Annotated in this window: 21 protein-coding genes; 8 read left to right on the forward strand and 13 right to left on the reverse strand. The window is 39.5% G+C overall.

From position 1 onward, the window contains the following. Positions 1-77 precede the first annotated feature (77 nt). The 10 genes from glmS to E0E36_RS12450 form a co-directional block, all read right to left on the reverse strand. Positions 78-1913, reverse strand: coding sequence for a glutamine--fructose-6-phosphate transaminase (isomerizing) (gene glmS, locus E0E36_RS12405; RefSeq protein WP_013665344.1), 1836 nt, complete (start codon positions 1911-1913; stop codon positions 78-80). Between the two features lie 174 nt (positions 1914-2087). Beyond that, positions 2088-2630: a DUF6934 family protein gene (locus E0E36_RS12410; protein ID WP_013665345.1), complete on the reverse strand. Its 543-nt coding sequence runs from the start codon at positions 2628-2630 to the stop codon at positions 2088-2090. A gap of 51 nt (positions 2631-2681) precedes the next feature. After that, positions 2682-3437, reverse strand: a complete 756-nt coding sequence (locus E0E36_RS12415; RefSeq protein ID WP_013665346.1) for a sugar transferase — start codon at positions 3435-3437, stop codon at positions 2682-2684. A 175-nt stretch (positions 3438-3612) separates the two neighbouring features. Continuing rightward, positions 3613-4524 (reverse strand): glycosyltransferase family 2 protein, encoded by a 912-nt coding sequence (locus E0E36_RS12420; protein ID WP_130856230.1) that lies wholly within the window; start codon positions 4522-4524, stop codon positions 3613-3615. A 6-nt stretch (positions 4525-4530) separates the two neighbouring features. After that, positions 4531-6240 (reverse strand): right-handed parallel beta-helix repeat-containing protein, encoded by a 1710-nt coding sequence (locus tag E0E36_RS12425; RefSeq protein WP_165446976.1) that lies wholly within the window; start codon positions 6238-6240, stop codon positions 4531-4533. Between the two features lie 57 nt (positions 6241-6297). Beyond that, positions 6298-7284: a glycosyltransferase family 4 protein gene (locus tag E0E36_RS12430; RefSeq protein WP_013665349.1), complete on the reverse strand. Its 987-nt coding sequence runs from the start codon at positions 7282-7284 to the stop codon at positions 6298-6300. Then, positions 7285-8493 carry an O-antigen ligase family protein gene (locus E0E36_RS12435; RefSeq protein ID WP_130856232.1) on the reverse strand — a complete coding sequence of 403 codons (1209 nt, stop codon included), beginning with the start codon at positions 8491-8493 and terminating at the stop codon, positions 7285-7287. It lies immediately after the preceding gene. Beyond that, positions 8465-9664 carry a glycosyltransferase family 4 protein gene (locus E0E36_RS12440; protein ID WP_013665351.1) on the reverse strand — a complete coding sequence of 400 codons (1200 nt, stop codon included), beginning with the start codon at positions 9662-9664 and terminating at the stop codon, positions 8465-8467. The genes E0E36_RS12435 and E0E36_RS12440 overlap by 29 nt, the downstream gene beginning before the upstream one ends. Positions 9665-9734: 70 nt before the next feature. After that, entirely contained in the window at positions 9735-10811 is a 1077-nt protein-coding gene (locus tag E0E36_RS12445; protein WP_130856233.1) for a glycosyltransferase, read from the reverse strand. Beyond that, the gene (locus tag E0E36_RS12450; RefSeq protein ID WP_130856234.1) at positions 10811-11752 is read right to left on the reverse strand and encodes a glycosyltransferase family 2 protein; all 942 of its coding nucleotides are present in this window, start codon (positions 11750-11752) and stop codon (positions 10811-10813) included. Before E0E36_RS12450 ends, E0E36_RS12445 begins: the two co-directional genes overlap by 1 nt. Positions 11753-11931: 179 nt before the next feature. On the opposite strand from E0E36_RS12450, the gene E0E36_RS12455 reads away from it, so the two are divergent. Further along, positions 11932-13461: an oligosaccharide flippase family protein gene (locus tag E0E36_RS12455; RefSeq protein WP_130856235.1), complete on the forward strand. Its 1530-nt coding sequence runs from the start codon at positions 11932-11934 to the stop codon at positions 13459-13461. Between the two features lie 11 nt (positions 13462-13472). Continuing rightward, positions 13473-14666 (forward strand): polysaccharide pyruvyl transferase family protein, encoded by a 1194-nt coding sequence (locus tag E0E36_RS12460; RefSeq protein ID WP_130856236.1) that lies wholly within the window; start codon positions 13473-13475, stop codon positions 14664-14666. Here E0E36_RS12460 and E0E36_RS12465 read toward each other — a convergent pair. Beyond that, positions 14652-14855 (reverse strand): Sec-independent protein translocase subunit TatA/TatB, encoded by a 204-nt coding sequence (locus E0E36_RS12465; protein WP_013665356.1) that lies wholly within the window; start codon positions 14853-14855, stop codon positions 14652-14654. The two genes, E0E36_RS12460 and E0E36_RS12465, sit on opposite strands and share 15 nt — an antisense overlap. 194 nt (positions 14856-15049) lie before the next feature. On the opposite strand from E0E36_RS12465, the gene E0E36_RS12470 reads away from it, so the two are divergent. Together E0E36_RS12470 and E0E36_RS12475 are read left to right on the forward strand one after the other, a co-directional pair. Continuing rightward, entirely contained in the window at positions 15050-16789 is a 1740-nt protein-coding gene (locus tag E0E36_RS12470) for a sensor histidine kinase (RefSeq protein WP_013665357.1), read from the forward strand. 243 nt (positions 16790-17032) lie between these two features. After that, positions 17033-18043: a 3-oxoacyl-ACP synthase III family protein gene (locus E0E36_RS12475; protein WP_130856237.1), complete on the forward strand. Its 1011-nt coding sequence runs from the start codon at positions 17033-17035 to the stop codon at positions 18041-18043. On the opposite strand, the gene E0E36_RS12480 is transcribed toward E0E36_RS12475, so the two are convergent. Together E0E36_RS12480 and E0E36_RS12485 are read right to left on the reverse strand one after the other, a co-directional pair. Then, positions 18044-18946, reverse strand: coding sequence for a magnesium transporter CorA family protein (locus E0E36_RS12480; protein ID WP_013665359.1), 903 nt, complete (start codon positions 18944-18946; stop codon positions 18044-18046). A gap of 164 nt (positions 18947-19110) precedes the next feature. Further along, on the reverse strand, positions 19111-20166 hold the full coding sequence (locus tag E0E36_RS12485) for an endonuclease/exonuclease/phosphatase family protein (protein WP_130856238.1): 1056 nt from the start codon (positions 20164-20166) through the stop codon (positions 19111-19113). Positions 20167-20362: 196 nt separating this feature from the next. On the opposite strand from E0E36_RS12485, the gene E0E36_RS12490 reads away from it, so the two are divergent. From E0E36_RS12490 to E0E36_RS12505, 4 genes are read left to right on the forward strand one after another with little or no spacing between them, the layout of a single operon-like run. Then, positions 20363-21310, forward strand: a complete 948-nt coding sequence (locus E0E36_RS12490) for a glycoside hydrolase family 43 protein (protein ID WP_130856239.1) — start codon at positions 20363-20365, stop codon at positions 21308-21310. A gap of 60 nt (positions 21311-21370) precedes the next feature. Next, entirely contained in the window at positions 21371-22234 is an 864-nt protein-coding gene (rfbD, locus tag E0E36_RS12495) for a dTDP-4-dehydrorhamnose reductase (RefSeq protein WP_130856240.1), read from the forward strand. A 25-nt stretch (positions 22235-22259) separates the two neighbouring features. Continuing rightward, entirely contained in the window at positions 22260-22790 is a 531-nt protein-coding gene (locus tag E0E36_RS12500) for an NUDIX hydrolase (protein ID WP_013665363.1), read from the forward strand. Positions 22791-22843: 53 nt separating this feature from the next. Then, positions 22844-24154 (forward strand): hypothetical protein, encoded by a 1311-nt coding sequence (locus tag E0E36_RS12505; protein ID WP_013665364.1) that lies wholly within the window; start codon positions 22844-22846, stop codon positions 24152-24154. The last annotated feature ends 43 nt before the right edge of the window (positions 24155-24197 follow it).

The raw sequence follows: 24197 nt of genomic DNA on the forward strand, positions 1-24197 counted from the left end.
GTGAATAGTCTAAGCACAATAAGTACCCGTTGGTGGTTCTACGGGTACTTGTGCTGGACGCTTTAAAATCTTAACCATTATTCTACCGTTACTGATTTTGCCAAGTTTCTAGGCTGGTCGACATTGCAACCCCTCATAACGGCAATGTGATAGGATAGCAGTTGCAGCGGGATTGTGGCTAAAATAGGTGTTAATGCTTCTTCACAAAACGGAATTTCGATGATATAATCTGCTATGTCTCGGATGACCGTATCTCCCTCGGTTACAATAGCGATGATCTTACCTTTACGTGCTTTCACTTCCTGTATATTACTGATAATTTTTTCGTACGAAGAATCTTTAGTAGCAATAACTACAACAGGCATTTGCTCATCTATTAAAGCAATCGGACCATGCTTCATTTCTGCGGCAGGATAGCCTTCGGCATGAATGTAAGAAATTTCTTTTAGTTTAAGTGCCCCTTCAAGTGCTACAGGAAAGTTGATACCGCGGCCAAGGAATAAGCAATTCGTACTGTCCTTAATTTCGCTTGCAATTAATTGTACAAGTGGCTCGCTTTTTAAGCAGCTTGTGATGAGATCCGGTGTTTTTTGCAATTCGGCTAGTAAGGTCGCAATTCTGGAGGAAGGCAAACTGCCTTTATGCTTTGCTATATAAAGGGCTAAAAGTGAAAGCGCGGTCACCTGCGCCGTAAAGGCCTTGGTAGAAGCGACGCCGATTTCCGGGCCTGCATGGGTATACATCCCGGCATGCGATAGTCGTGGAATAGAAGATCCGACAACATTGCATATTCCAAAGATCGTTGCTCCGGCTTTTTTTGCTAACTCTACCGCTGCCATCGTATCTGCTGTTTCGCCTGACTGCGAAATGGCAATGACTATATCGTCTTTACCGATAATAGGATTCCTATACCTAAATTCGGAAGCATATTCTACCTCCACGGGTATCCGTGCATATTCCTCAATTAGGTACTCACCTACCAATCCAGCGTGCCATGAAGTTCCGCAAGACACAATAATAATCCGTTGTGCCTGCAAAAATTTATTGGCGTATTCGCTTATTCCTCCAAGGTTGATTCGTGCTTCCTCTGCATGGATTCGTCCGCGCATACAGTTGGCAATGGAACGCGGCTGCTCATGAATTTCTTTAAGCATAAAATGTTCGTATCCACCTTTCTCTAACGCTTCCAGTTCTAATTCAAGCTCTTGAATATATGGAGTAATTTTCAGATTTGCGAGGTCTCTTATCTCCATATTTTCTCTGTTAAGAAATACAAGCACATTATCATCAGGATAATATACCTGCTTCGTATACTCAACAATCGGCGATGCATCAGAGGCAACAAAGTATTCATGTTCTCCTATTCCAATTACCATAGGGCTCCCTTTCCTGGCAGCAATTAATAAATCCGGTTCTTCTTTACTTAAGATTACGATGGCGAAAGCACCTGTAACATGTGTCAATGCAACTCGAACGGCTTCTCGCAAATCAGATTCACCCTCCATTTGAATCTGTTCTATTAATTTAATAAGAACTTCCGTGTCGGTGTCGCTTAAAAATGTATGTCCTTTTTGAACAAGCATTTCCTTGATTGCAGCGTAATTTTCTATAATTCCGTTGTGAACGATAGCTAATTTTTGGCTCCCGGAAAGATGGGGGTGTGCATTTCTGTCACTCGGTGCTCCATGAGTAGCCCATCGTGTATGCCCCATTCCTAAACTACCGGACAGTTCTTCATTTTCTGCAAAGCGCTCGAGGTCATTCACTTTACCGGCTTTTTTGTAAATGTTCATTTCTCCATTTACAAGTGCGACACCCGCACTGTCGTATCCTCTGTATTCTAATCTTTTTAACCCTTTGATTATTATTTCCCAGGCATCCCTATGCCCAATATAGCCTACAATTCCACACATAAATAAAGCGTTTTTTTGAACGTGATTGTTTATAATATTTGTAAGGAGCTAAAATAGAACAAAAAGATAATCAACGCAACCGATTGCGTAACTATTTTATGGAGGCAATAGAGAAAGGTCAGTGCACAAACTTTATATTACATGTGAAGTATATTCAGCTAAAATATACCTGGCCTATAGTTTGGATTTTCGCCGCAAAGAATAGGCTTTGTAATCCAAATCAGGCTTAACTGAAACCCAAGAGCCATCATAAAGCCCCTGAACGTCAAAAAGTGCTGTAAATTCCTTCCACAAACTTTTTAAAAGGACTTGAAAAAGCCCCGTATCTTTCTCAATAATCAATAACGCATCGGGTTGGCTGATCATAAAATCTACTAAAATTTGTGCAAGCGTATCATGGAGATTATCTGAAGGAATGTAAGTGTAATTAATAAAGTTGTTGATCTCGTCATCGTTCAGATTGCTTTGTTGTTTGATGTTAAGGTAATAGCTGTTCTCAATGACTAATTTCCGAAATTGAATGACTGCATAGTTTTGTTGCGACGGTTGGTCACAATAAAATACATAATTCAATATACCCTCTTTTGGAGAGGTTGGCTTGCCGCTTTGTGTATGCAAAAAAGAAGAGAAAGGCCTTAAGCTTCTCTTCTTATCTAGTATGGTGTGGTTTATGTAAGGTGGTTTGGAATTGCTGTCTCCAATAGTTTGTTTTTTCATTATATAAATAGATAGATGCTATAACATTTTTACAAAAATGATGCCTAATATCTATTTACCTTTTCCTTGAAACATGACCTTTACCGTCTTAAAAATTATTTGGAGGTCGGCAAAGAAGTTAATTCCTTGTAAATATTGCAAGTCTAATAACATCCGCTCACACATTTCATCAACCGTTTGCGCATATCCAAAATTAACCTGTCCAATAGAAGTAATACCTGGTTTGATAGTCAATAATTTTTTATAGCTCGGGGCTTTATCTACAATTTGCTTAATAAAATGTGCTCTTTCCGGACGAGGACCAACAATTGACATATCACCTTTTAACACATTCCAAAATTGCGGAATTTCGTCAAGGCGCGTTTTACGCATCAGCCTTCCCCATGGTGTGATACGTGGATCTACATCCTGAGCTAACTGCGGACCAAACTTCTCCGCATCAATATACATGCTTCTAAACTTATAGATGAAAAATGGTTTCTCATGTAAGCCGATACGTTCTTGTTTGTAAAAAACGGGCCCTTTTGAGCTTAGCTTGGTAATAATGGCAACTAATAAAAATAGGGGAAAGCCAAGAATCAAAGCCACTAGAGAAAATACGATATCAAAGCTTCTTTTGAAAAATTTAGACGTTATATCGAGCGCTTCACCTTTATTAATAAGAATGATAGGGAAGTCTGCATAGTGCAAAAAATTGTTTTCAATTAAACTGGTAAACGATGTTCTTAGCATCACATTAGGCACAACAATGCTTTGATCTACACTGGTAGCCTGCTTCATTTCTTGTATTTGCGAATCTCTTAACATGTCTCTTCTAATTATATGTTAAGCAAAAGCCAAGAAATATGCCAAATCCCCGAATGCCTGTTTATAGGTATTTAAACCCACTTTTTAGATTCAATTTCAATTTGTTAGCGATAATAAGTGGGGATTTTTTTCCACAAAATGGAGGGTTCGATTAGCGATCTATATTGCTTTGAGATCATTTCCAATACGCTTTATGCATGGAAAAGCATTTATTCCAAAGGGTGGGTAAATATCTATGGGCCAGTCCAAGCTTGTAACCGAACCATTTGGCGGCGGTAGAGAAAAAAGCTTTTGGAAGTTCAGTAACATGATGTTTAACGATATAAGAAAATTCAGACTTTACATATTTAAAACCTTCCGATTCTGCATGTCCAAAGTTTTGAAATATCCACGCATTGGTGGCGTGGAAAACGCCGATATCGAAATATCGTTTGAACTCTTCTTTTACCGAATAACTATGGGAATGATGGGCTTGCGCATCTGCGAGGTAGGCAAGTTGCCAACCATTTAAGATAATACGCCCGGCTGCTATAACATCTTCTCCCAAAATAGTGCCGCTCGGAAAGCCACCGGCTTCTTCAAATGCTGTTCTCCGATAGGCAGCAAAAGAGTTTGAGCAGGAGGCCGTTTTAATACCATACTTACTTCTATTATCCAGCCCGCGCAATTGCGAGTGTGCGGGGTAGTTAAATAGCCGGGCATGAGCTTCTAATCCTTTCGCTCCAATATGTGGAAGTTGGCGTCCGTAAGCTACTCCAATTTGAGGATTTTTGTCAAATACCTTTATTAGATTGCCTAGGGAATGCGCATTGGCAAGGACTGCATCTTGTGTCAGAAAAACGTATATGTCAGCATCGGGGAAGCGATTAACCGCCATCTGCCTCGTCCCTCCATGGTCAAAATCTTTTTTATCAATGTGGATAATCTCGAAATCTTTCATGGAAGGGTGCGACAGTGTACCATCGGTTGAGCCGGAGTCAATAATTACAACCTTATCGGGTTGAACAAGCTGTGTCTTAATGCTTTGAATTACGTCTGCCCATAACTTTCCGGCATTTAGGGTGGGAATATATAATATCGTTTTCATTTCTAACTACAACTTCTTAACAACAACCTTACCATAATCAGGATATCCGCTAACAATTTCCTCGTCGGCAATATAGGCGTGTCCGGTACCTTCTAAACGGATTGAGTTGTCCGTTTTGCCACCTTTATGCGTATTGCCTCTCAGTATAAGGTTGTTAGGGTTTTGGCTTATTAATGTTCTATTTAATTTTCCACCCTGAAGAGAAATAAGTTCGTTAAACTCTACTACTAAGTTCTTGGAGCCTTCATCTATAATACAAGCGTTAACCGATTCGATAATATTGTGTTCCAGACGAACTGCATCGGCTGTCTTTCTAACAGTAATAGCATAACCGGAAGTACTCTTTATACTATTATTTGCAAGTGAAGCACTCTTTGATTTGACAAGTAGGACGGCGCCGGTTGGTTGGTTGCTGAAAATCTTATTTTCGTTCAGTATTACACGACCTTGCAGGTTAATATTCAAGCTCGCATTGGTAAGCAAGTTACGGGTTAAAATGAGCGAATCTATCGTAATACCATTTGGTAGCAATAAAGTTCGGAGCTTATTCCCTGCTAATTGTAAAGTAGTACCTTTCGTGTTTGCAAGTGCAGTTAAGGCATCGAACGTGTTATTCTTTAAAAAAATCGTATTAAACGACTTTACAATTTCTACTTTATTATCAGTGATATTGTTTTCGGCCTGGATAATACCGCAGCGTTCTAAGTAAAGTGCCGGGCGATTCGATCGCTGCGATCTATTATTGAAGAGTTGAACTTCGCTTACATTAACTAAAGTAGCCAATCCCGATCCGTCCACTGTTGATTTGCCTGCAACAAATCCGTTATTCAAGCTCCTGTTGCTTTTTATAATACAGTGAATGGGAAAAGGGTCGGAAGTTATTTTATTGTTGATATCAATAGCATCGGCCGCGTTATGATTCAATGTATTGTTGGAAATGTCAAAGTACTGCTCTTTTTTTGCTTTCCCGAAGCCAATCTGAATAGCACTCATTCCATTGTACGCGATGTGGTTATTTTTTATAGTTGCTCTGCCGCTTCCGTGCATAAAAATACCATTCTCGCCATTTTTTATTATCTGATTGTTTTCGATCTTAATGTTACTGCAAGATAGTAATCGAATCCCGGTTCCTGCTTGGTAGGTCGAGGCTGACTGGCGCGCGGAACCGTAGGAGGTGATGTTGCTGTTCCTAATAGCGATGGTATCACACTCATAAAACAGCATGCCGGGAAAGGCATATATTTTTTTGTCATTTCCTTTGATGTGGGTATCTGTAATGCGAATATTGGTGCTTTTTGAGACATACAATGCTTCGTTTACGGTAAATGCGCGAAAACGCAGGTTTACGTTCCTTAAATTTCTTCCAAAGAATAGAGGAGCGGAGGAATTTTGGACAACACGGGTGAAGTTCTGTGTGTCGCTCGGAAGAACTTGTTTTAATAACCCTAAACATTTTATATTAATATCCGACTTCAAAACCAGTGTTTTTACTAAGTAGGTCCCTTCCGGGATCAAAATAGTATCTCCTCTTTGTGCCGCCTTGATGGTTCGTTGTATATTTTCCGTATCATCTGCCTTACCGTCTCCTTTCGCTTGAAAGGCTTGTACATTCAACACCTGATAAACTTGTGTGTTTTCGGTTTTCTTGGTATCGGCGCCCTTGTTGGATTTCGGCTTTGTTTGGCAGCATGAACAGCACCAAAGAATGAGGCTCATAGAAATAAACCAGAATTTTGTAAGTAGCACTTTTTTCATCTTGACATGCTCTACGAGTTATGAAAGTATTGCTTTCCAGGTCTGAATTGCGGTATGTTCCCACTGAAAAGCGTTTATTCGTTTCCTTCCTTCTTCGATATAATAATTCCTAAGTTCGTTATTGTTAACCAATTGCTCGATTCCATTTGCCATTTCGTTAATATTGAAAGGGTCAACGCATAAAGCACCGGGGCCGGCTATTTCCGGAAGTGAGCTGACGTTTGACGTCAAAACAGGCGTGCCGGATGCCATCGCTTCCAATATAGGTAATCCAAATCCTTCCATTAAGGATGCGTAAAGAGTGACCAAAGCACCCTTATAAAGTTGTGGCAAAGTCTCTTCTTGTATGAAACCTAAAAATTTTATTCTTTCGCGGACGCCCGAACGTTCTGCCTCTTGAAGCAAGAAAGTATCAGGCTCACCCGAAAGCGCGAAAATTATCTCTTTATCTATTGCAGCACGCGCAAAAGCGCGAATCATTGCAGGAATGTTTTTATTCTTGCGCCGGTTACCAATATACAATAGGTAAGGACGGTCAAGCTTTATACGCTCCTCATTCTGAATAAACCGTTCGTCTACACCGTTGTAAATGACTGTAATGAGGTGTTCATCAATACCAAGAAGTTGGACCAGTTGCTGTTTGCTGTGGTGTGAAACGGTGATTATTTTTTTTGCTTTCTTTGCTAATCGCGCAATGACTTGTTGATAGTATATTTTATGTAGAGGAGAGTAATAAAATAAGTGCATCAAGTCGTGTATCGTAATGACAAAAGGTATGCTAGAGAAAGCGGGTGGCATAAAGGATGGACTGTAGAAAATGTCTGCAGTAGAAGAACGGATTGCTTTTCCCAACATGAAGGGGGAATAAAGGCTCCCCAATCGCATATTGCTTTTAACATGCTCACCCACTACATGTGGTGGTTTTCTGTCCATTACCTCTCGGTACAGCCTGCCAATTCCTGTATTTCCTGCCCACCTGCTGTCAATAAGCACCTTTGTGTTCATTTAAAATCCGATTTTTATTTTTTCCTTAACTATTGTTTGAAAAGTTCCCAATACAAATGCCAACTGTAAATAAAGTATGATGTCGTTATCATATCCTGAATAGAGAATCATCATAATGGCTAGTAGAGGCAAAAATACTGCCAGCCAGAAACTACGGAGATTATTCATATGTATACAGTAGCGATAAAAAAACCAAAGGAAGAGGCAATAAGAGATGAATCCTACGATACCAAGTTCCAGGTAATTGGACAAAAAAGTGTTGTGAATATGAGGCTCACCATGGTAGTAAGCTGCGTGTCGCCGTAAAAAATCCCCTCCCTTCAAGAAACCATTGCCCCACGGACGGATTTCATCAAAATGTTGAAAAAAGGCCTTCCAATAAGTTATTCGTACCCCCATACCATCATTGGAAGCCGTGAGTGTGTCTACACGTAAAACTTTTACAAATAGGTAAGGCGTCAATGCGCATAGACCAACAAGCAAAGCAGCTCTGATTGGCTTTTTTGCAAAAAACCAAAAAACAAGAAACACGCCAATGAGTAATGCTACGATAGGCGTTCTCGATAGTGAAAGAAAGGCGAGCAAAAAAACAAGTAAGATCCGCAGACAACTTATACGGGAATCCCTTATCAGCGGAATTAAGAGGTAGATGAAGCCTAATAAGGCCAGTCTGGCTCCAAACATATTTTTATCACTTAATCCCCAAAAAAATAATTCTTTATTATATAGAGCGCTGCCCTTAGCGGAAGAAGAGGCACCTGTTAACAAATGAAAATGGAACGCTTGATGGTATACAAGTAATTGTATAAAACACAGTAAAAAGATAATATGCATCGTCCAGTCGATTATACGGACAAGACTTGCTTTGTCAAGCTGATTTAACCGGTAAATGCCGGTTATAAAAAAACAGATATTGATAAGCATTTTTATCAGGCTGTCCCGTATTTGCGGTTGTCCATTTGTTGTAAGGAAGAAGCTTCCGCAGGCGTAGAGAACGAACGCACTGATAGCTAAAAACCAGGGTTGCCGCAGGAACTTTTTCAGGCTTTTTGGATCCAATTGATATGCGCTGATAAAAAATATAACCGATGCAAGAAGAAACACAATGGGGTATACTTTCCACGGTAGAAACACACTCAGTATGGCTAAACAGAATAATAGCTCTGTTAAAAAATAACGTTTATGCCCTGCTTCCACGGATCGTTTCATTTAATACAGTTGAATACTCATTTATCATCCTTTGTTTGCTGAGAATAGCTTCTACCGATTTGCGCGCATTTTTTACCAAGGTATCGTACAATAAGGGCTCGTCATACAAACGCTGTATCGCATCGCCCAACGAGTTCATCTCTTCTGATGTACACAATAACCCATTAAAGCCCTCTATAACGGTCTCTTGTAAACCTCCCACGGCATTCGCAATAACCGGCAGATGGTAAGCAAGCGCTTCTATTGCCACCATGCCTAAGGGTTCCTGCCAAAGTGATGGAACCACTAACACATCAATAGTTTTATAAAATGCCGCCGGATCTGTATAGCCGATAAACGAAATATTCGCACCCTCGGCTTTGGCTTTTAAGAAGCGCTCATAGTCTTCTTTTCCACCACCGGCAATTTGTAGTTGAGCATTGATCGAAAGGCGTTTAAATTGGTCTAATAACCATTCAATCCCCTTCTTTTCTGCTAAGGTGCCTATATAGCCAATGGTGAAATTAGTATCATGCGCTCTTGGCTGTGGTAATGGCGTTTCAGGTATTTCCCTGGTATTGTATATGACGTATTTTTTGGCTTTATCAAAGTATTGATACTGTTCAAAGCGTCTCAGAATAAACTTACTAATACCAATCACCGCGTCTACTTTACCCGACAATTTTTTATGCTTTTGCCTTAATAAAGCACAACTAAAACACTGCGTGTCGCACGAAGCATCATCTTTAAACATATCACTGTTTGGACATAGCAAATACAAATCGTGGAGTACCTGAACAATTGGGATATTCGCAGCTTTTATTTCATCCCAAACCGCAACACTCCAGCCAACTAAATTATGACATGAAACAATATCAGGCTTTTCTTTCTCGATAACCTTTTTAACGACTTGCCTCATGGCTGCATTGTATCGATCCCGTGCATGCCAAAACATTCGATCTAGTTTTCCTGCTCGTATTTTTTCAAAAGGCCAGTATAAATTTTTTAATGCCGTTCTATAAACTTTTATATGGTCAATCTCTTCTGTGCTCAAATCACCTGTGGGCTTTAAACTCAGTACAGCAACTTCATGCCCGGCGGCTTGCATCCCCTCCGCAATAGCTTTTAGGGAGATTTCTGCTCCCCCCTGTATAAGGGGGCTATATAAGGCATTTATATAGAGTATTTTCATGATAATAAATTATCTTAGCGCGATGATACTTCATCTATCAGAGGTACAGTTTATGTTTTCTTTCATCAAATTAGGTATTCTTATTGAATTTATCCGTTAAAAGTTCCCTATACGTACGGATTAAATCCACTCCGATTTGATGGTTATTATTTCGATATTGCACGTACCTAAGTAATCGATCCCCTTTTTCCTTAAAAATATGATTGCTATGCTTCTTTAACGCAACGGCCTTGGCGATGGTTTTTCTCAATATAGGTTCGTGCTCATGCTTGTCGTCATAGTTATAGATAAGCATATCAGCATGCATTTCATCCATATCTGCTATTGTACCAATAAGGGGGCAAATCACAGTTTTTCCGTAAGAAAATGCTAGAATAGCAGTGCCCGAATTTAAACTGCTTTCTAAATCATAGGGTAATATTAATAAATCGGCTTCGCGAAAGAGGCTGGGTATTTCGGCGTCGTCAATAAAACGTAACTGAAGATTTAAGTTATCCGTACCTGTAGCCATCTTTTCCAGTTCTTGTCTGTATTTATCTGTCGAAGGCTTTCCAGCTATGGTCAATTGTAATTCCTTGTTAAATTCCCTTGCTAATTTAATCAACAATTCAATGTTTTTATAAGGCTTAACGACTCCCATAAAAAGCAACTTTAATAAGTTGGAATCTTCCGGGCCCGGTTGAATAGGTCCATATACGTTAATAAAGTTTGGATGGGGTATGTATATGATTTTGGCAGTGGTTTGTCTATCGCGTTGTGCTAATATACTGGCTGAGGCATGGCTATGAATAATGATGCGGTCGGCCCATTTGACAAGCAGGGCAGTAAGGGTGCGACTAAAGAAACGAAGGCCTTTTTCATGCGAACTTCGATTATGCATGGTCCATATGAGCGGCTTTCTAAATAATTTAATCGCTAGAAGTACAATCATTTTTCGGAAAAAACTCCGAAAAGCGACAAAAAAACTGCTGTCATCAACATTTTCGAACCAGTTAAGATGCACTAGATCAATTGATTTGAAATGCTTATATGACGAAAAGAAACTGTCCAACGGGTAGATCTCAAAACCCGATTCACGTAATGGGGCGACCATTAAGCTGATATATTGATTTTCTTTATTATCCGGCGGGTTGAATACAATCTTCACTATTTCGTTTCTCTTAAATTTATACTCTTTACTGCGGCAATAAAAATATCCTTTATTTGTATGTCAAACACGCGACGGTGTTTGAGCCACAGCCAAAAATTGCCAAATAGGGAATAGCGCATGGATAGCGCCATCGTGAAAATTTTTCTTTTGCTCATGAGATAATCTTGCTTCTTCACAAGATACCTGTGAATAACAAGAGCCTCTTCATTAGCTGGTTTTTCACTAAGAAATGCTCTTAACCAGTTCGCATAGCCGATGTTTGCCTCCATTTTATGTAAGTTATTTCCCGTTGAGGTGATGGACAAAGCGTTACTTCTGTATCGGAAAACAGCCTTATTAGTATGTGCAATACCGAGTTGTCCCGTAGCCATAAAAGCTGTTATATCGTCCGAACCCCAGGCAAGGGGGAGCTTATAAAATCCATCTTGCTTTCTAAGTGGTTCAACGCGATATACAAAGTCAGAAATGTAGTTTGAACGATACTGAGCCAAGCGGTGCCAAATGCTATCATATACGTTTTCAAACGACGGATGTGCCGGTGTTAGCATCATGGTTTCACCTTCGTCGTTGATTATTTTGCTTCGACAATGATATACATTTAATGTTGGATATTGTTGAATAAGTTTCGAGAACTCCTGCAAATAATCCGGCTCTAATTCATCATCATCGCCCATAATCATCAGATACTTTCCCTTGGCTAGCGATAAACACTTATTCCAATTGTCAACGAGATTAATGGCTCCGACATTTTTGTCATTGCGGTAATAATGTATCCGATTGTCCTCAAATTGTTGCACGATAAGATCTACAGGTTCGGGGGAACAGTCGTTCAATATAATCAACTCAAAGTTATCGATGGTTTGTTGCAAAATACTTTCTATACACGATTGTAGGTATCGGCTTTTATAAGCAGGTATGCAAATGGAAAATTCAACCATGGATGTATAACGTTTTCCCTTAACTAACAATTTTCAGTCCAATAGTTCAATTTTTAAAGAGGAACGGCACGATTTTTATATAGGTATGGCCGTGTTATTAATTTCGTAGCTTGAAAAGGAGACGAAGGGTTTGACTATATATCTTCTAAGGCCAACACAAAGGTAACTAAAACTAACAAATGCGTGCAGCGAATAGAGTAGCTCTTAATACATCCATACTTTACCTACGAATGTTGGTTACTACCGGCATAACGCTCTATACGACAAGAATAGTACTAAATATACTTGGAAGTACTGATTACGGCTTGTTTAACTTGGTTGCGGGTATTGTATTGATGCTGTCCTTCCTCAATACCACCATGGCCTCATCTACACAGCGTTTTTTGTCATTTTACCAAGGGGCGGGCGACTTAGCGATGCAAAAACGTGTGTTTAGTAATAGTATGCTATTACATATTGTAATTGCTATTATTATCGTAGCCGCTCTGGAAATCGCGGGTTTGTTCTTGTTTAACGGAACATTGAATATTCCGGCGAATAGACTGGAAGCAACACGCTTTGTCTATCATTTTATGGCGGCCACCGTTTTTTTTAATGTAGTGGTTGTTCCTTTTAATGGGGCTTTAATTGCTCATGAGAACATGATCTGGGTGGCTGTCGTGAATGTAATAGAAACATTATTGAAGTTGGGGATTGCCTTATTATTAACAGTGCTTTCTTATGACAGACTAATGGTTTACGGGGCACTTACCGCTCTCGTTAGTGTTGTCAGTTTCTTACTTTATGCTTTTTATTGTTTACGAAAGTATGCTGATTGTTCTTTAAGTGGAATTACAGTACAAGCTGATAAGCCATTATTAAAGGAGTTGTCCACTTTCGCCGGATGGAATCTATTGGGTACACTATGTGGGCTAGGAAGAACACAGGGTCTAGCCATCCTCTTGAATATATTTTTAGGGGCCGTTATCAATGCAGCGTATGGGATCGCTAATCAAGTAGCGGCCCAACTTAACTTTTTTTCCGCAACCTTACTGCGAGCACTCAATCCTCAAATTATGAAAAGCGAAGGGGCCAATGATCGGCCGAGAATGTTACGTCTGGCTATGATGGCCAGCAAATTCGGCTTTTTCTTGCTCGCGGTTATTGCCGTTCCGGCTTGTTTTGAAATGGAAGCGATCCTGAAACTTTGGTTGAAAAATGTACCACCACATACGGTCGTTTTCTGTCAGCTTATTCTCATAGCTACCCTGATCAATCAATTAACAATCGGTTTGCAATCGGCAGCACAAGCTATTGGCAATATTAAATATTATCAGATAGTGGTAGGTACTACGTTGCTATTAAATTTGCCAATTGCTTATATTTTACTCTCACTTCATTACCCGGTATATGCTGTCATCATAAGTTATGCCGTTGTTGAATTCATAGCCTGTGTGCTACGAATGTTCTTTTTAAGACATTTAGGAGGCTTATCCATTCGCACTTACTTGTCAAGAGTAGTCTATCGGGAAGTTATTCCGTTAATAATAGTTTTACTCGTAGGCGTATTGGCAACAAAATATATCCATTATCATTATCGATTTTTAATTACGATCCCGCTCACGGGATTTGTTTTTGGATTGAGCATCTATTTTTTCGGTTTATGTGCAGATGAAAAAATATTGATGCGTAATTTTATGGACAAGATAAAACAGAAAATAACCGGCTAAATTGCTAACAAATGAATAAAATATTAATTATAGGGGCTTTTGACCGATTTAACTACGGCGATTTATTATTCCCGATTATCATCGAGCAACAATTAAAAACATATGGACACCCGCTAGATATCGGATATTTTGGAATGATAGAAAGCGATTTAAGCGATTTGGGAGGAAAACCGACTCAAGATATACAGGCATTTTATCGTGCGTGTAATGCGAACAATGAAAGAGCCAATATCATCGTTGCGGGAGGCGAGGCTATCGCAGTCACTTGGAATTCTTTGTTGGTGGCTTTGAATGAAAGGTATCGGTTAATAAGGCGTTACCAGCATCATTTAGAGAAGTTTATTGACCTTAATAAATGGGCGAAACGCAAATTGAAAGGACAAACGGTGCTTCCTTTTGTGTTCAATAAAACAGATTTTAAGAGCGTTGATCACGTCTTGTTCAATTCACTGGGTGGCTCGGAAATACCAGAGCAAATTTTCACTAAAATAGAGGGCTTACAGCAGAAACTAAAGAATGTCGACTATTTTTCCGTGCGAGACACCATTACCCGGAAAAATCTGAAAAATAAGGGAGTCGAGACGAAATTATACCCTGATTCGGCTATCCTTATGTCTAAATTTTACGCTATTGAACACCTGGACGAATTGGTAAATATTGATGTGCGGCATTTTGTGGCGTTAAAAAAAGGGAAATATGTGTTTTTTCAGATTAATCGAAATCACGCAAAACAAAAAGAGGAAAAAATAGCTGCACTTCTAAATGCTATTCACCATGAAACCGGGGCAGACATCTGTTTATGCCCGATAGGAAAAGCATCAAATCATAATGATGACGAAGCTTTGCAATTGATTTTCCCTCATTTGGACGGCGATGCTCAATTTTTTAACGACGTTACTATTTGGGACATTATGTATTTAATTGCCAATGCGCAATGTTACATCGGTACCAGTTTACACGGCGCCATAACAGCCATGAGTTATGCGGTTCCTTACGTCGGAATAAATGTTAAAAAGCTAAATAGCTATCTCGGTACTTGGGGGGTGGAGAATCTGCAAAATGTTGTAGCCATTGAAAGTCTCTATGATCAATATCTAAAAGCGATCAAAGTTCCGAAACAAGACTTGATAGAATCAAAGAACAAGCAGTTTGCTGCGATAGAAGAGTCGTTCAATCTCATGGCTACACTTTTATTTAGAAGCTGATTCCTCCTTATTTGCAGGCTCGGGTGTTGGCTTTTCATCATATTGTCCTTCTTTAAAGGCACGTACGCCTTGCCCCAATCCACGCATCAGTTCGGGGATTTTCTTGCCGCCGAAGAGCAATAACAATGCAATAACAATGACACCCAATTCAGGCCCGCCAATGACACCTAGTAATATTGAATAAAGCATAATATATTTTTTAGTTTAACTTTGCAAAGTTAACCTGTCTAATATTAGATACAGATTAAAATAAGATTAGGATTGGTAAACAGGAGACCCGTTAACGATTTGGATCATATGGGGAGTAGTATGTTGTAGGTTGGTATACGGGAATGCGTCATTATAGGTGGCAGAAAAGAAGGGGATAAATAGAATGATGATCTATGAAGTTTAAGGTGCAAAGAAAACGAGAGAAGACTTCCGGTATTCTACAAAGACTACTATTTGTCTTCTTAATATTTGTGTTTTTACTCACGGCCGGTTCGCTTCTTTTAAGACACTCCATTGCAGAGAAGCTGGCTTATTTAAGCGTAAAACTTAAAGCACCTCCCGAAACAGGCGAAATAAGTAATGTCTTACTGGAGCTAAGTAGCGCCGAAAATGACTTTCAGCAAGCTAGTCTTTACGGCTATGGTGATAAACTCGATGAGTATCAACGAAAAGTATTGAGCGTCTTTGCTAAAATCGATACTATTTTGCACGAATATCCAATATTGGCGGACAGTCTAGGCAATTCATTGGACGAAAGAGAATTTAAAAAATATGTGGATGGAAAGCTGGATCTTTCGCTCAAAGTTTTCGCGCTAAAGAAAAGTTTCGACTCTTTACTGATAAAAAGTACGGATGAAAATATTTTTGGGAACAGCAAAGTTAGGATAGCTAAGGAAAGAAGACAAATACGCCGAAATGCAGAGCAAGATACCATCATAAGGGAAGTGGCGTCAGCGGTCAAGAAAAAAGGGTTCTTAAAACGTTTAAGGCAAGTTTTCTCCCCTGGTTCAGATACACTTCGTACAAAGTTACTACTCGTTGCGCGGGAAAATGCTGTGCGGGATTCGATTGCAAGAGAGTTGCAGATTCAGAATGAAAAAGGGCAGCAACAGCTCTTGGAAAGGTTAAGCAAAGAACATACATTACTTGCTCAATCTCAACAACAGCTCATATCTTCGAATTTATCACTCATCATACAATTACGGCAGCTTATCGATCAAATCAAAGATAATTACTTATTGACTTGGGAAAGAAATCAACGGGAAACCTTAGCTCAATATGAAGAAGCTGTTGATGATTTAGACAGTTTTACGATTACTGCCACTATCATGGTGCTGATTTTTGTTGCGCTTCTTTTGTTCTATATCAAAAAAGCTGCTAAAGCAGAAGATCAGTATAAAGTTGAAAACGCTCGTGCTATTGCGCTTGCGGAACAGAAATCGGAAATGCTTGCTACAATGAGCCATGAAATTCGAAATCCGTTGACAGCGATAACCGGGTTCGTTTATTTGATGAAAAATACACCGCTGACCGCTGAGCAGAACCGTATGGTAAGCTCAATAAAAGCTTCTTCAGATATGTTAATGGATACCGTGAATGATATTTTGGATATGACTAAAGTTGAAAGCCAACAGTCAGAAGTACTTAAAGTTGTTTCTTTTACTCCATTTCATGAAATTAAGGAAACGGTAGAAACCATGCGCTTCATAGCCATTAAGAAAAATATATCCTTAAATTTTAGTTTTGACGGTTCTCAGGACGAGATGGTTTATGGCGACCCTTTTCGACTGAAGCAGGTGGTCATCAATTTACTTGGGAATGCCATTAAATATACGGACATTGGAGGGGTGGAGGTGTATTGCACAATGAAAAAAGGTGAGCAAGACGGTATGCAGGAACTTACGGTACGTATTAAAGATTCCGGTATTGGCATTCCGCAAGAACAACAGACCAAATTATTTACTAAATATTATCAAGCGGGAAAGGAAAATGCAAGGCCTGGCACCGGTTTGGGCCTGTATATCTGCTACCAGCTGATTAAATTGCAACATGGGGACATCTACGTAGAGAGTGAAGAGGGAAAAGGTTCTACGTTTAGTTTTCGTATTCCCTTTAAATCAGCTAACGTTTGATCAATTGAATAGTAAAAATACAAAAGACTCTCTTATTTATTAAATAAACAACGTCATCCGTTGTAAATATCTTGTTTGATGTGTTTAGTTGATTTTTTGAACCAAATACCGTTTCAGGGTTTGATTTAAAGCCATTTTTCTCCGCCACTTTTATGTAATTTTCTTTGTCGGTTGTGTGGAAAATACCCTGAAAAGGAGTAGGTTTGCACTCTTTATTGAAATTTTGTTAATATAAAACCTTTTATGGGTGCTAGAATACAAGCGATAGAATACTATTTTCCAGAACAAAAAATTACCAACCAAGATCTTAGTGAGGAATTTCCGGATTATGATTTTTCTAAGTTTGAATATAAGATAGGTATAAGTAGTCGGTATGTTGCCGGAACAAATGAAACCGCTTTGGACTTAGCCGAAAAAGCTTGCCTAAAACTTTTTAAACGCATTAATAAGGCTAAAATCGATTATATTTTGTATTGTACCCAAAGCCCCGAATATATTATGCCGTCAACGGCTTGTATATTGCAGGATCGCCTGGCTCTTAATAAGACAGTGGGCGCTTTTGATTTCAATTTGGGATGCTCGGGTTATACCTATGGCTTGAGTATGGCGAAAGCTTTCATAGAAAGCGGCCAAGCCAATCACGTGTTATTGGTAACAACAGATACCTATTCAAAATATATCAATAGGAAAGACCGGTCTAATCGAGCGATCTTTGGCGATGCGGCAAGCGCAACCGTTATTTCGTCAAATGATGACAACGGAATCCATAAATTCAAATTTGGTACCGACGGAAAGGGGTATAATAAATTAATCGTTAAGAACGGTGGTACTCGATTTCCTGTTGATGGCCAAGCTGTGGAGCACCTTTATGGTAGAGGCAATGTTTATACGGAAAATAATCTTTATATGAACGGGCCCGAAATATTCCGTTTCACCAGTACTGTGGTGCCTCCTTTTATTGAGGAAGTTCTTACGCTCAACGCTGTAAAGAAGGAGGACGTTGGGCAGTTTATTTTTCATCAAGCAAATGCCCACATGTTAAAAGTGATGCGAGAACGCTTAACAATATCTCCTCAAAAGTTCTACATCAATTTACGTGATGGGGGAAACACCGTTTCTTCTACCATACCCATTGCATTGAAAAACTATTGCAAGGAGGATCTAACAGAAGAAAAGGCCTCCATTATTGTTGCCGGTTTCGGCGTTGGCTTGTCCTGGTCTGCCGGATTAATCGAAGTTTCAAAAAATCTATAATTATAGCCACCCTTTTTTTCTGAACCAAAAATAAATGGCTAAGGTGATAATCGCCATGACAAGCATTACTATTGGGTACCCTAAGTGCCAGTTAAGTTCCGGCATATAATGGAAGTTCATGCCGTATATCCCTACTATAAACGTTAATGGCATAAAAAAAACAGAGAAGATCGTTAATATGCGCATGATTTCATTTGTTCTATGGGAAGCGATGGAAAAGTAAGCCGATAGAAGCTGTGCGGTATTCTCTGAAAGATTGTCGTATATATTTTGCATTCGCACATATTGATCCCGTAAATCCCGGGTATAGATATTTCGTTGTTTGGGAGTATCTATTTTATCGATAATCTCATAAGACAAGATCAAGAGACGTTTGATCACATCGACTTTTCGTTTTACATAATAAAGCCCTCTTAAAACGGGTGCCTTGCGCTGCTTCAGGAAAACATTCTCTTCAAAATAATCTAACGACTGTGCCAACTTCACACTAGGCTCTTCAAAAGTAAGCAAGGACGCCCGTACAATACGGTTTACTATGCATATGGTGTCCTTACAGCCTCCTGCATCTATCGCTTTGGCTTTAACGTCGGCGATAAGAGGTTGTTCAGTTCTATGAACAGTGATGACATAGTCGGAAGTATAAAAAATGGCAATTTTATTTGTTAATTCCTGTATGGTATCCGCGTCATTCATGGGGTCCTGTGTGTATACTCGGACGATTATAAAGGTATAGCCGTCTACGATTTCATGCTTCGGTAAGTGGTCGGGCTGCATACAATCTTTAATAGATGTTTCATGTAATGCAAATCGTTTGCTTATGTCCAGGATTTCTTCCATAGAAGGATCTGTTAAATCGATCCAATCGAAACCGTGCGTATCCCTTGATGCGAATATTTTTTTCATTAGAATAAATTGTCTTTTAATGGCCATGAAACCCGCTTGCCTACTGCAAGTAACTATAAGCTTGGTTTATTCATGTCGTTCTCTACATGCTGTAGCATATAGTGTTTTCTTAACATCATTCCTTACCTCATCGTTTTTTGATAAACCAACTAAACTCGCTCGTTTTAAATTTCTGTCGGCTCTTGCTTTTTCTCTGTTGCTTCCTGTATGTCTTCGGCATCGGGTATCAAAGCCTCTTGTTGCTCTGAAGCCTTTGCTTCATATTGTATTTTTATAAAGATAGGGAAATGATCAGAATTAAAATTCGATAGTCGTTTCAACTCCCTAAGTTTGAAATCTGTCGAGAAAAAGGCATGATCAAGTGGAAAACGCAAAAAGGGATAATGTGCATGAAACGTGTTGTAAAATCCCCTGCCGCGGCGTGGATCGAGTAATCCACTCATTTTTAAAAATAATTCCGTTGTATAGCTCCATGCTACATCATTTAGATCGCCGATGACAATAACCGGTCTACTGCTTCGTTTAGCTAAATCTGCTATTAGCAACAGTTCTTTGTCTCGTTCCGTAGATCGTGGGTTTTCATTCGGCACAGGGGGAGTAGGATGCACAGCATATAATTGCACCTCAAGTCCACTCCGGAGCGTTAATACGCAATGAATCGAAGGAATGTCCTTTTCAACCAAATAGCCGATCTTGGTAGCTGACAATGGTAATTTGGAATATAGCAGCATGCCATACGTATTCTCTAAGGGCACGCGTACATGATAAGGATATTCTTGGGATAAACTGCGTGTCTCAAGGTCCCATCGCTTGTTGGTTTCAAGCAATAAAACAACATCGGGATCAGCCCGGGTTATTTCTCCTAAGCACCCCGCAGTGTTTTTATTGTCTTGATAAACGTTAGATACCATTAAACTCACCGATTGCTCTTGTATATTGCCTTTGGCATATAATACCTGCTTTTTTGCAAGCGGCGTAAAGGGCATAATTTGTGACGATAGGTAAATGCCATTGATCATGATCACGGTAAGTGCAATCCAGTCAAAGATTACCGAACGGTCAAAATAACCAAGTAATAGTGCAAAACAAATGGCTGTCAATACTAGTTTTTGCAATCGCGGATAATCGAAAACCCTAAAAATCCAATATTCGTGTTTAATAAGGGGAATGAGGGTAAAACAAATAGTTAATAAAGAGAGACTATATATAAAAACGTTCATAGGTAGTATATGCTGTTAATAGTCAAACATAAGAACAAAAACAAATGAATAAAAATTTTTCTTTTTCAGCTGCTTAAACTCTTTGCCGCCCGATTTAAATTAGAAAATCGATTTAGCATATAAAGGATAGTCGCATTAATTTGTTACTTTTAGGCACATTATTTATTGAAATCTTAAACAGATAATATTGATTGAAATGATTCGAGTTTATCGCTATTACGCAGCACTTCTTTTACTAAGCTTTTTCTTAGCCGCTTCAGTTGGTAAAGCGCAAACAAATCCGATTTTCGATGGTTGGTATGCCGATCCCGAAGGTATTAGATATGGCAATGAATATTGGATTTTTCCAACTTATTCAGCGCCTTACGAAGAACAGGTGTTTATGGACGCGTTCTCATCCAAAGATTTGAAAAATTGGAAAAAACACGCCGGAATAATTGACACTGCTGCGGTAAAGTGGGCAAAAAAGGCAATGTGGGCGCCAGCTGTTTTAATGAAGGATAAAAAATATTACCTGTTTTTTGGCGCAAATGATGTTCATGAAGGCGAAGTTGGTGGAATTGGTGTGGCGGAGGCTGAAAAACCACAGGGCCCTTATCGCGATTTACTCGGCAAACCCCTAATCAATGAAATCGTGAATGGCGCTCAACCAATCGATCAATTCGTCTTTAAAGATACTGATGGAACTTATTATATGTACTATGGGGGATGGGGGCATTGCAATGTGGTAAAATTAAAAGATGATTTTACCGGGATTGCTCCTTTTGAAGATGGCACTACCTATAGGGAAGTAACACCGGAAGGCTATGTCGAAGGGCCCTTTATGTTCGTCAGAAATGGAAAATACTATTTTATGTGGTCGGAAGGTGGATGGACCGGGCCCGACTATAAAGTAGCATACGCGATAGCCGATTCGCCTTTCGGCCCTTTCAGACGAATCGGAACAATTTTACAGCAGGACCCCGCTATTGCTACAGGCGCAGGACATCATTCCATCATACAAGGAAAAGGAAAAGACGAGTGGTACATCGTTTACCACCGTCGTCCTTTAGGAGAAACGAGTGCCCACCATCGCGTTACCTGTATAGATAGAATGTATTTTGACGAAAATGGTTTTATAAAACCCGTAGTAATGACTAAATAGTTATCTCTTTATACGTATAATGATCGAAGAAGAGATACAGGTTTAATTGTCAATAAAAAAATGAGTAAAATTATAGTACTAGGAGGCCAGGGGCAACTGGGGCAGTGCTTGCAATCCGTTTGCGAAGATAAGGCCATGGTTTTTTTATCATCGAAAGAGGCCGATATTAGTAATGAAGCTCAATTGGAGCAATGGTTCATTCAGTATAACCCCAGTCATATTATCAACTGTGCGGCCTATACCGCCGTTGATAAAGCGGAAGATGAAAAAGAGGAAGCAAGTAAAATCAATACGATAGCACCGGGTATCCTGGCCGGGTTATGCAAACGCTTCGATGCAATTTTAATTCATATTTCTACTGATTTCGTGTTTGAAGGTAATCAAACGGGTCTGTTAGAGGAAACGAGTATTGCCAATCCGACCGGTGTTTATGGACAAACTAAGTTAGATGGCGAAACGACCATTCAGCAAATATGGAATAAGCATATTATTATCCGTACAAGCTGGTTATATTCTGAGTATGCCAATAACTTTGTTAAAACGATGCTGCGACTCGCTCAAGATCGCGAGGAACTCAAGGTAGTGGCAGATCAGGTCGGAACTCCTACTTATGCACGCGACTTGGCCGAAGTCTTATGCAAAATTATTGATAACAATATTACAGAAGATGAATACGGTCTTTATCATTATAGCAATGAGGGAGTTGCAAGTTGGTACGATTTCGCCTATGCCGTTTTTGAATTGAGCAATACCAATATCCGCCTGTTTCCGATTAAAACTGCTGATTTTCCTACAAAAGCGAAGCGTCCGGCGTATTCTGTAATGGATAAATCAAAAATAAAAAAGCAATTCAATTTGGTTATACCGAATTGGCGGGATAGCCTAAAAAACTGCTTACAACGGTTAAAAGAAATTCAAAACTAATACGCCTCCCATCTATCTTAAACACATGAAGTGGAAAACCCTAACATCCGAATATTTAGTAAAGGCCCCTTGGGCCGTCTTAAGAAAAGATTCGTGCGAAATGCCTAATGGCCATATCGTGCCGGAATATTATGTATTGGAATATCCGAATTGGGTAAATGTGGTAGCATTTACTGAAAGAAACGAAATAATCTTAGTAAGGCAATATCGCCATGGCGCTGGTAAAGAGTTTTTGGAAATACCGGGAGGAGTCATTGATGAAGGTGAAGATGCACTGACTGCTGCTAAACGCGAAATGCTGGAAGAAACCGGCTACGCTTTCACGACAATGGAAAAACTCGTGGATTTGTATCCTAACCCTGCAACGAGCACTAATATTACGACAACTTATGTGGCTAAGGGTGGTGTGAAGGTGAAAGAACAGGCTTTGGATGATCAGGAAGAAATTGAGATTTTGCTTTATTCAGTTGATGACGTCAAAAGGTTGCTAAAAGAAAATAAGATTGGCCAAGCGCTTCATACGGCAGCACTCTTTTATGCGCTTTATGAGTTGTAAAAAACTCCTCATTCATCGTTTAGAACTCTTAACTAAATCTTTACCTTTGCCCCATGGCAAGAGAGATTTTGGAAAATAAGCGTAAAGCGCTAAAAATTAATTTAAGTGAACAGATCTACGGCACTTTTGCGGAAATAGGTGCCGGACAGGAAGTAGCACGAAATTTTTTCACCGCTGGAGCGGCGTCGGGAACCATCGCTAAAACTATGAGTGCATACGATATGGCTTTTAGCGATGCCATTTATGGCGCTGAGGCAAACGGACGCTATGTGAGTAGTTCGCGTTTGGAGAAGATGCTCGATCATGAATACCAGCTGCTTACCGATCGACTGAAAGGGCCTAAATATCAGAACCGTAAGTTCTTTGCCTTTGCCGATACGGTAACTACCTTGAATTTTAGTAAAACGAACGATCCACATGGGTGGATTGGACTTCGCTTTCAATCGGAAGTAGGAGGGGAGCCAAATGATATTATTTTTCATGTACGCCTCTTAGATAGCGACGCTTCATTGCAACAAAAAGTTTTAGGGGTATTAGGTGTTAATCTTGTATTCGCGGCTTATTTTTATATTCATGATGTACAAACGATGATTGAAAGCCTGGTGGACAATTTAGCTGCGGGATCGGTTGAAATCGACTTAGTTAAGCTGAATGGATCTGCATTTAAAAATGTGAGTGAACGGCTGGTTAATTTGTACCTCATCGCTAAAGGCTTCTCACGGGCTGCAATCTTCGATGAAGAGGGGCATGCACATCAGGCAAAAGACTTTCTTTACAAAAAGGATGTTATTATTCTGAGAACAAAATATAAACAGAAATCCAATCCAAATTTTGATTTATTCAATTTGGCTGTTGATCAGTTTAAGCGCAACCTGGGAATCAAGGATAAAAATCTTCTTGTTATGATTGAGGTGCTGATGTCAAACGCGTTGGAGGATCATCCCGTCCTGAGTAACGAAGATTTGGAATATTTCGCTAAGCGAGCTGAAGAACTATGTGCTACGGGGAATCATATTCTGGTGTCTAATTTCACGAGAAATCATAAATTGGCTGAATTCCTTGCCCAGTTTAAACCAAACAATGTCGGTATTTCTACCAATATTTCCAATCTCCGTAATATCTTCAACTCCAAAAACTACGGTGAAAGTTATGCTGATGAGTTGTTAGCCTACGTGAGTGGCATGTTCAGTAAAAACGTAAAGCTGTATGTTTATCCTTATCTAGATAGAAAAAACAATGAAATCATAACTACTCAAAATATGCCGGTATCTCCTGAAGCCAAACCACTCTTTGATTTCCTCATTCAAAACCATTATATTATTGATATAGAAAATTACGACGAACGTTTTGTGAAAACGGTTTAATTAGCTGTTAGCATTTAGGTATTAGCCATTAGCGAACAACTAA

The sequence above is a fragment of the Olivibacter jilunii genome (genome assembly GCF_900607235.1).
In the GTDB taxonomy this organism is placed as follows: domain Bacteria; phylum Bacteroidota; class Bacteroidia; order Sphingobacteriales; family Sphingobacteriaceae; genus Olivibacter; species Olivibacter oleidegradans.

Coding starts and splice junctions, on each gene's coding strand:
- glmS (WP_013665344.1), bottom strand. CDS start 1,913: ATGTGTGGAATTGTAGGCTATATTGGGCATAGGGATGCCTGGGAAATA.
- E0E36_RS12410 (WP_013665345.1), bottom strand. CDS start 2,630: ATGAAAAAACAAACTATTGGAGACAGCAATTCCAAACCACCTTACATA.
- E0E36_RS12415 (WP_013665346.1), bottom strand. CDS start 3,437: ATGTTAAGAGATTCGCAAATACAAGAAATGAAGCAGGCTACCAGTGTA.
- E0E36_RS12420 (WP_130856230.1), bottom strand. CDS start 4,524: ATGAAAACGATATTATATATTCCCACCCTAAATGCCGGAAAGTTATGG.
- E0E36_RS12425 (WP_165446976.1), bottom strand. CDS start 6,240: ATGAGCCTCATTCTTTGGTGCTGTTCATGCTGCCAAACAAAGCCGAAA.
- E0E36_RS12430 (WP_013665349.1), bottom strand. CDS start 7,284: ATGAACACAAAGGTGCTTATTGACAGCAGGTGGGCAGGAAATACAGGA.
- E0E36_RS12435 (WP_130856232.1), bottom strand. CDS start 8,493: ATGAAACGATCCGTGGAAGCAGGGCATAAACGTTATTTTTTAACAGAG.
- E0E36_RS12440 (WP_013665351.1), bottom strand. CDS start 9,664: ATGAAAATACTCTATATAAATGCCTTATATAGCCCCCTTATACAGGGG.
- E0E36_RS12450 (WP_130856234.1), bottom strand. CDS start 11,752: ATGGTTGAATTTTCCATTTGCATACCTGCTTATAAAAGCCGATACCTA.
- E0E36_RS12455 (WP_130856235.1), top strand. CDS start 11,932: ATGCGTGCAGCGAATAGAGTAGCTCTTAATACATCCATACTTTACCTA.
- E0E36_RS12460 (WP_130856236.1), top strand. CDS start 13,473: ATGAATAAAATATTAATTATAGGGGCTTTTGACCGATTTAACTACGGC.
- E0E36_RS12465 (WP_013665356.1), bottom strand. CDS start 14,855: ATGCTTTATTCAATATTACTAGGTGTCATTGGCGGGCCTGAATTGGGT.
- E0E36_RS12470 (WP_013665357.1), top strand. CDS start 15,050: ATGAAGTTTAAGGTGCAAAGAAAACGAGAGAAGACTTCCGGTATTCTA.
- E0E36_RS12475 (WP_130856237.1), top strand. CDS start 17,033: ATGGGTGCTAGAATACAAGCGATAGAATACTATTTTCCAGAACAAAAA.
- E0E36_RS12480 (WP_013665359.1), bottom strand. CDS start 18,946: ATGAAAAAAATATTCGCATCAAGGGATACGCACGGTTTCGATTGGATC.
- E0E36_RS12485 (WP_130856238.1), bottom strand. CDS start 20,166: ATGAACGTTTTTATATATAGTCTCTCTTTATTAACTATTTGTTTTACC.
- E0E36_RS12490 (WP_130856239.1), top strand. CDS start 20,363: ATGATTCGAGTTTATCGCTATTACGCAGCACTTCTTTTACTAAGCTTT.
- rfbD (WP_130856240.1), top strand. CDS start 21,371: ATGAGTAAAATTATAGTACTAGGAGGCCAGGGGCAACTGGGGCAGTGC.
- E0E36_RS12500 (WP_013665363.1), top strand. CDS start 22,260: ATGAAGTGGAAAACCCTAACATCCGAATATTTAGTAAAGGCCCCTTGG.
- E0E36_RS12505 (WP_013665364.1), top strand. CDS start 22,844: ATGGCAAGAGAGATTTTGGAAAATAAGCGTAAAGCGCTAAAAATTAAT.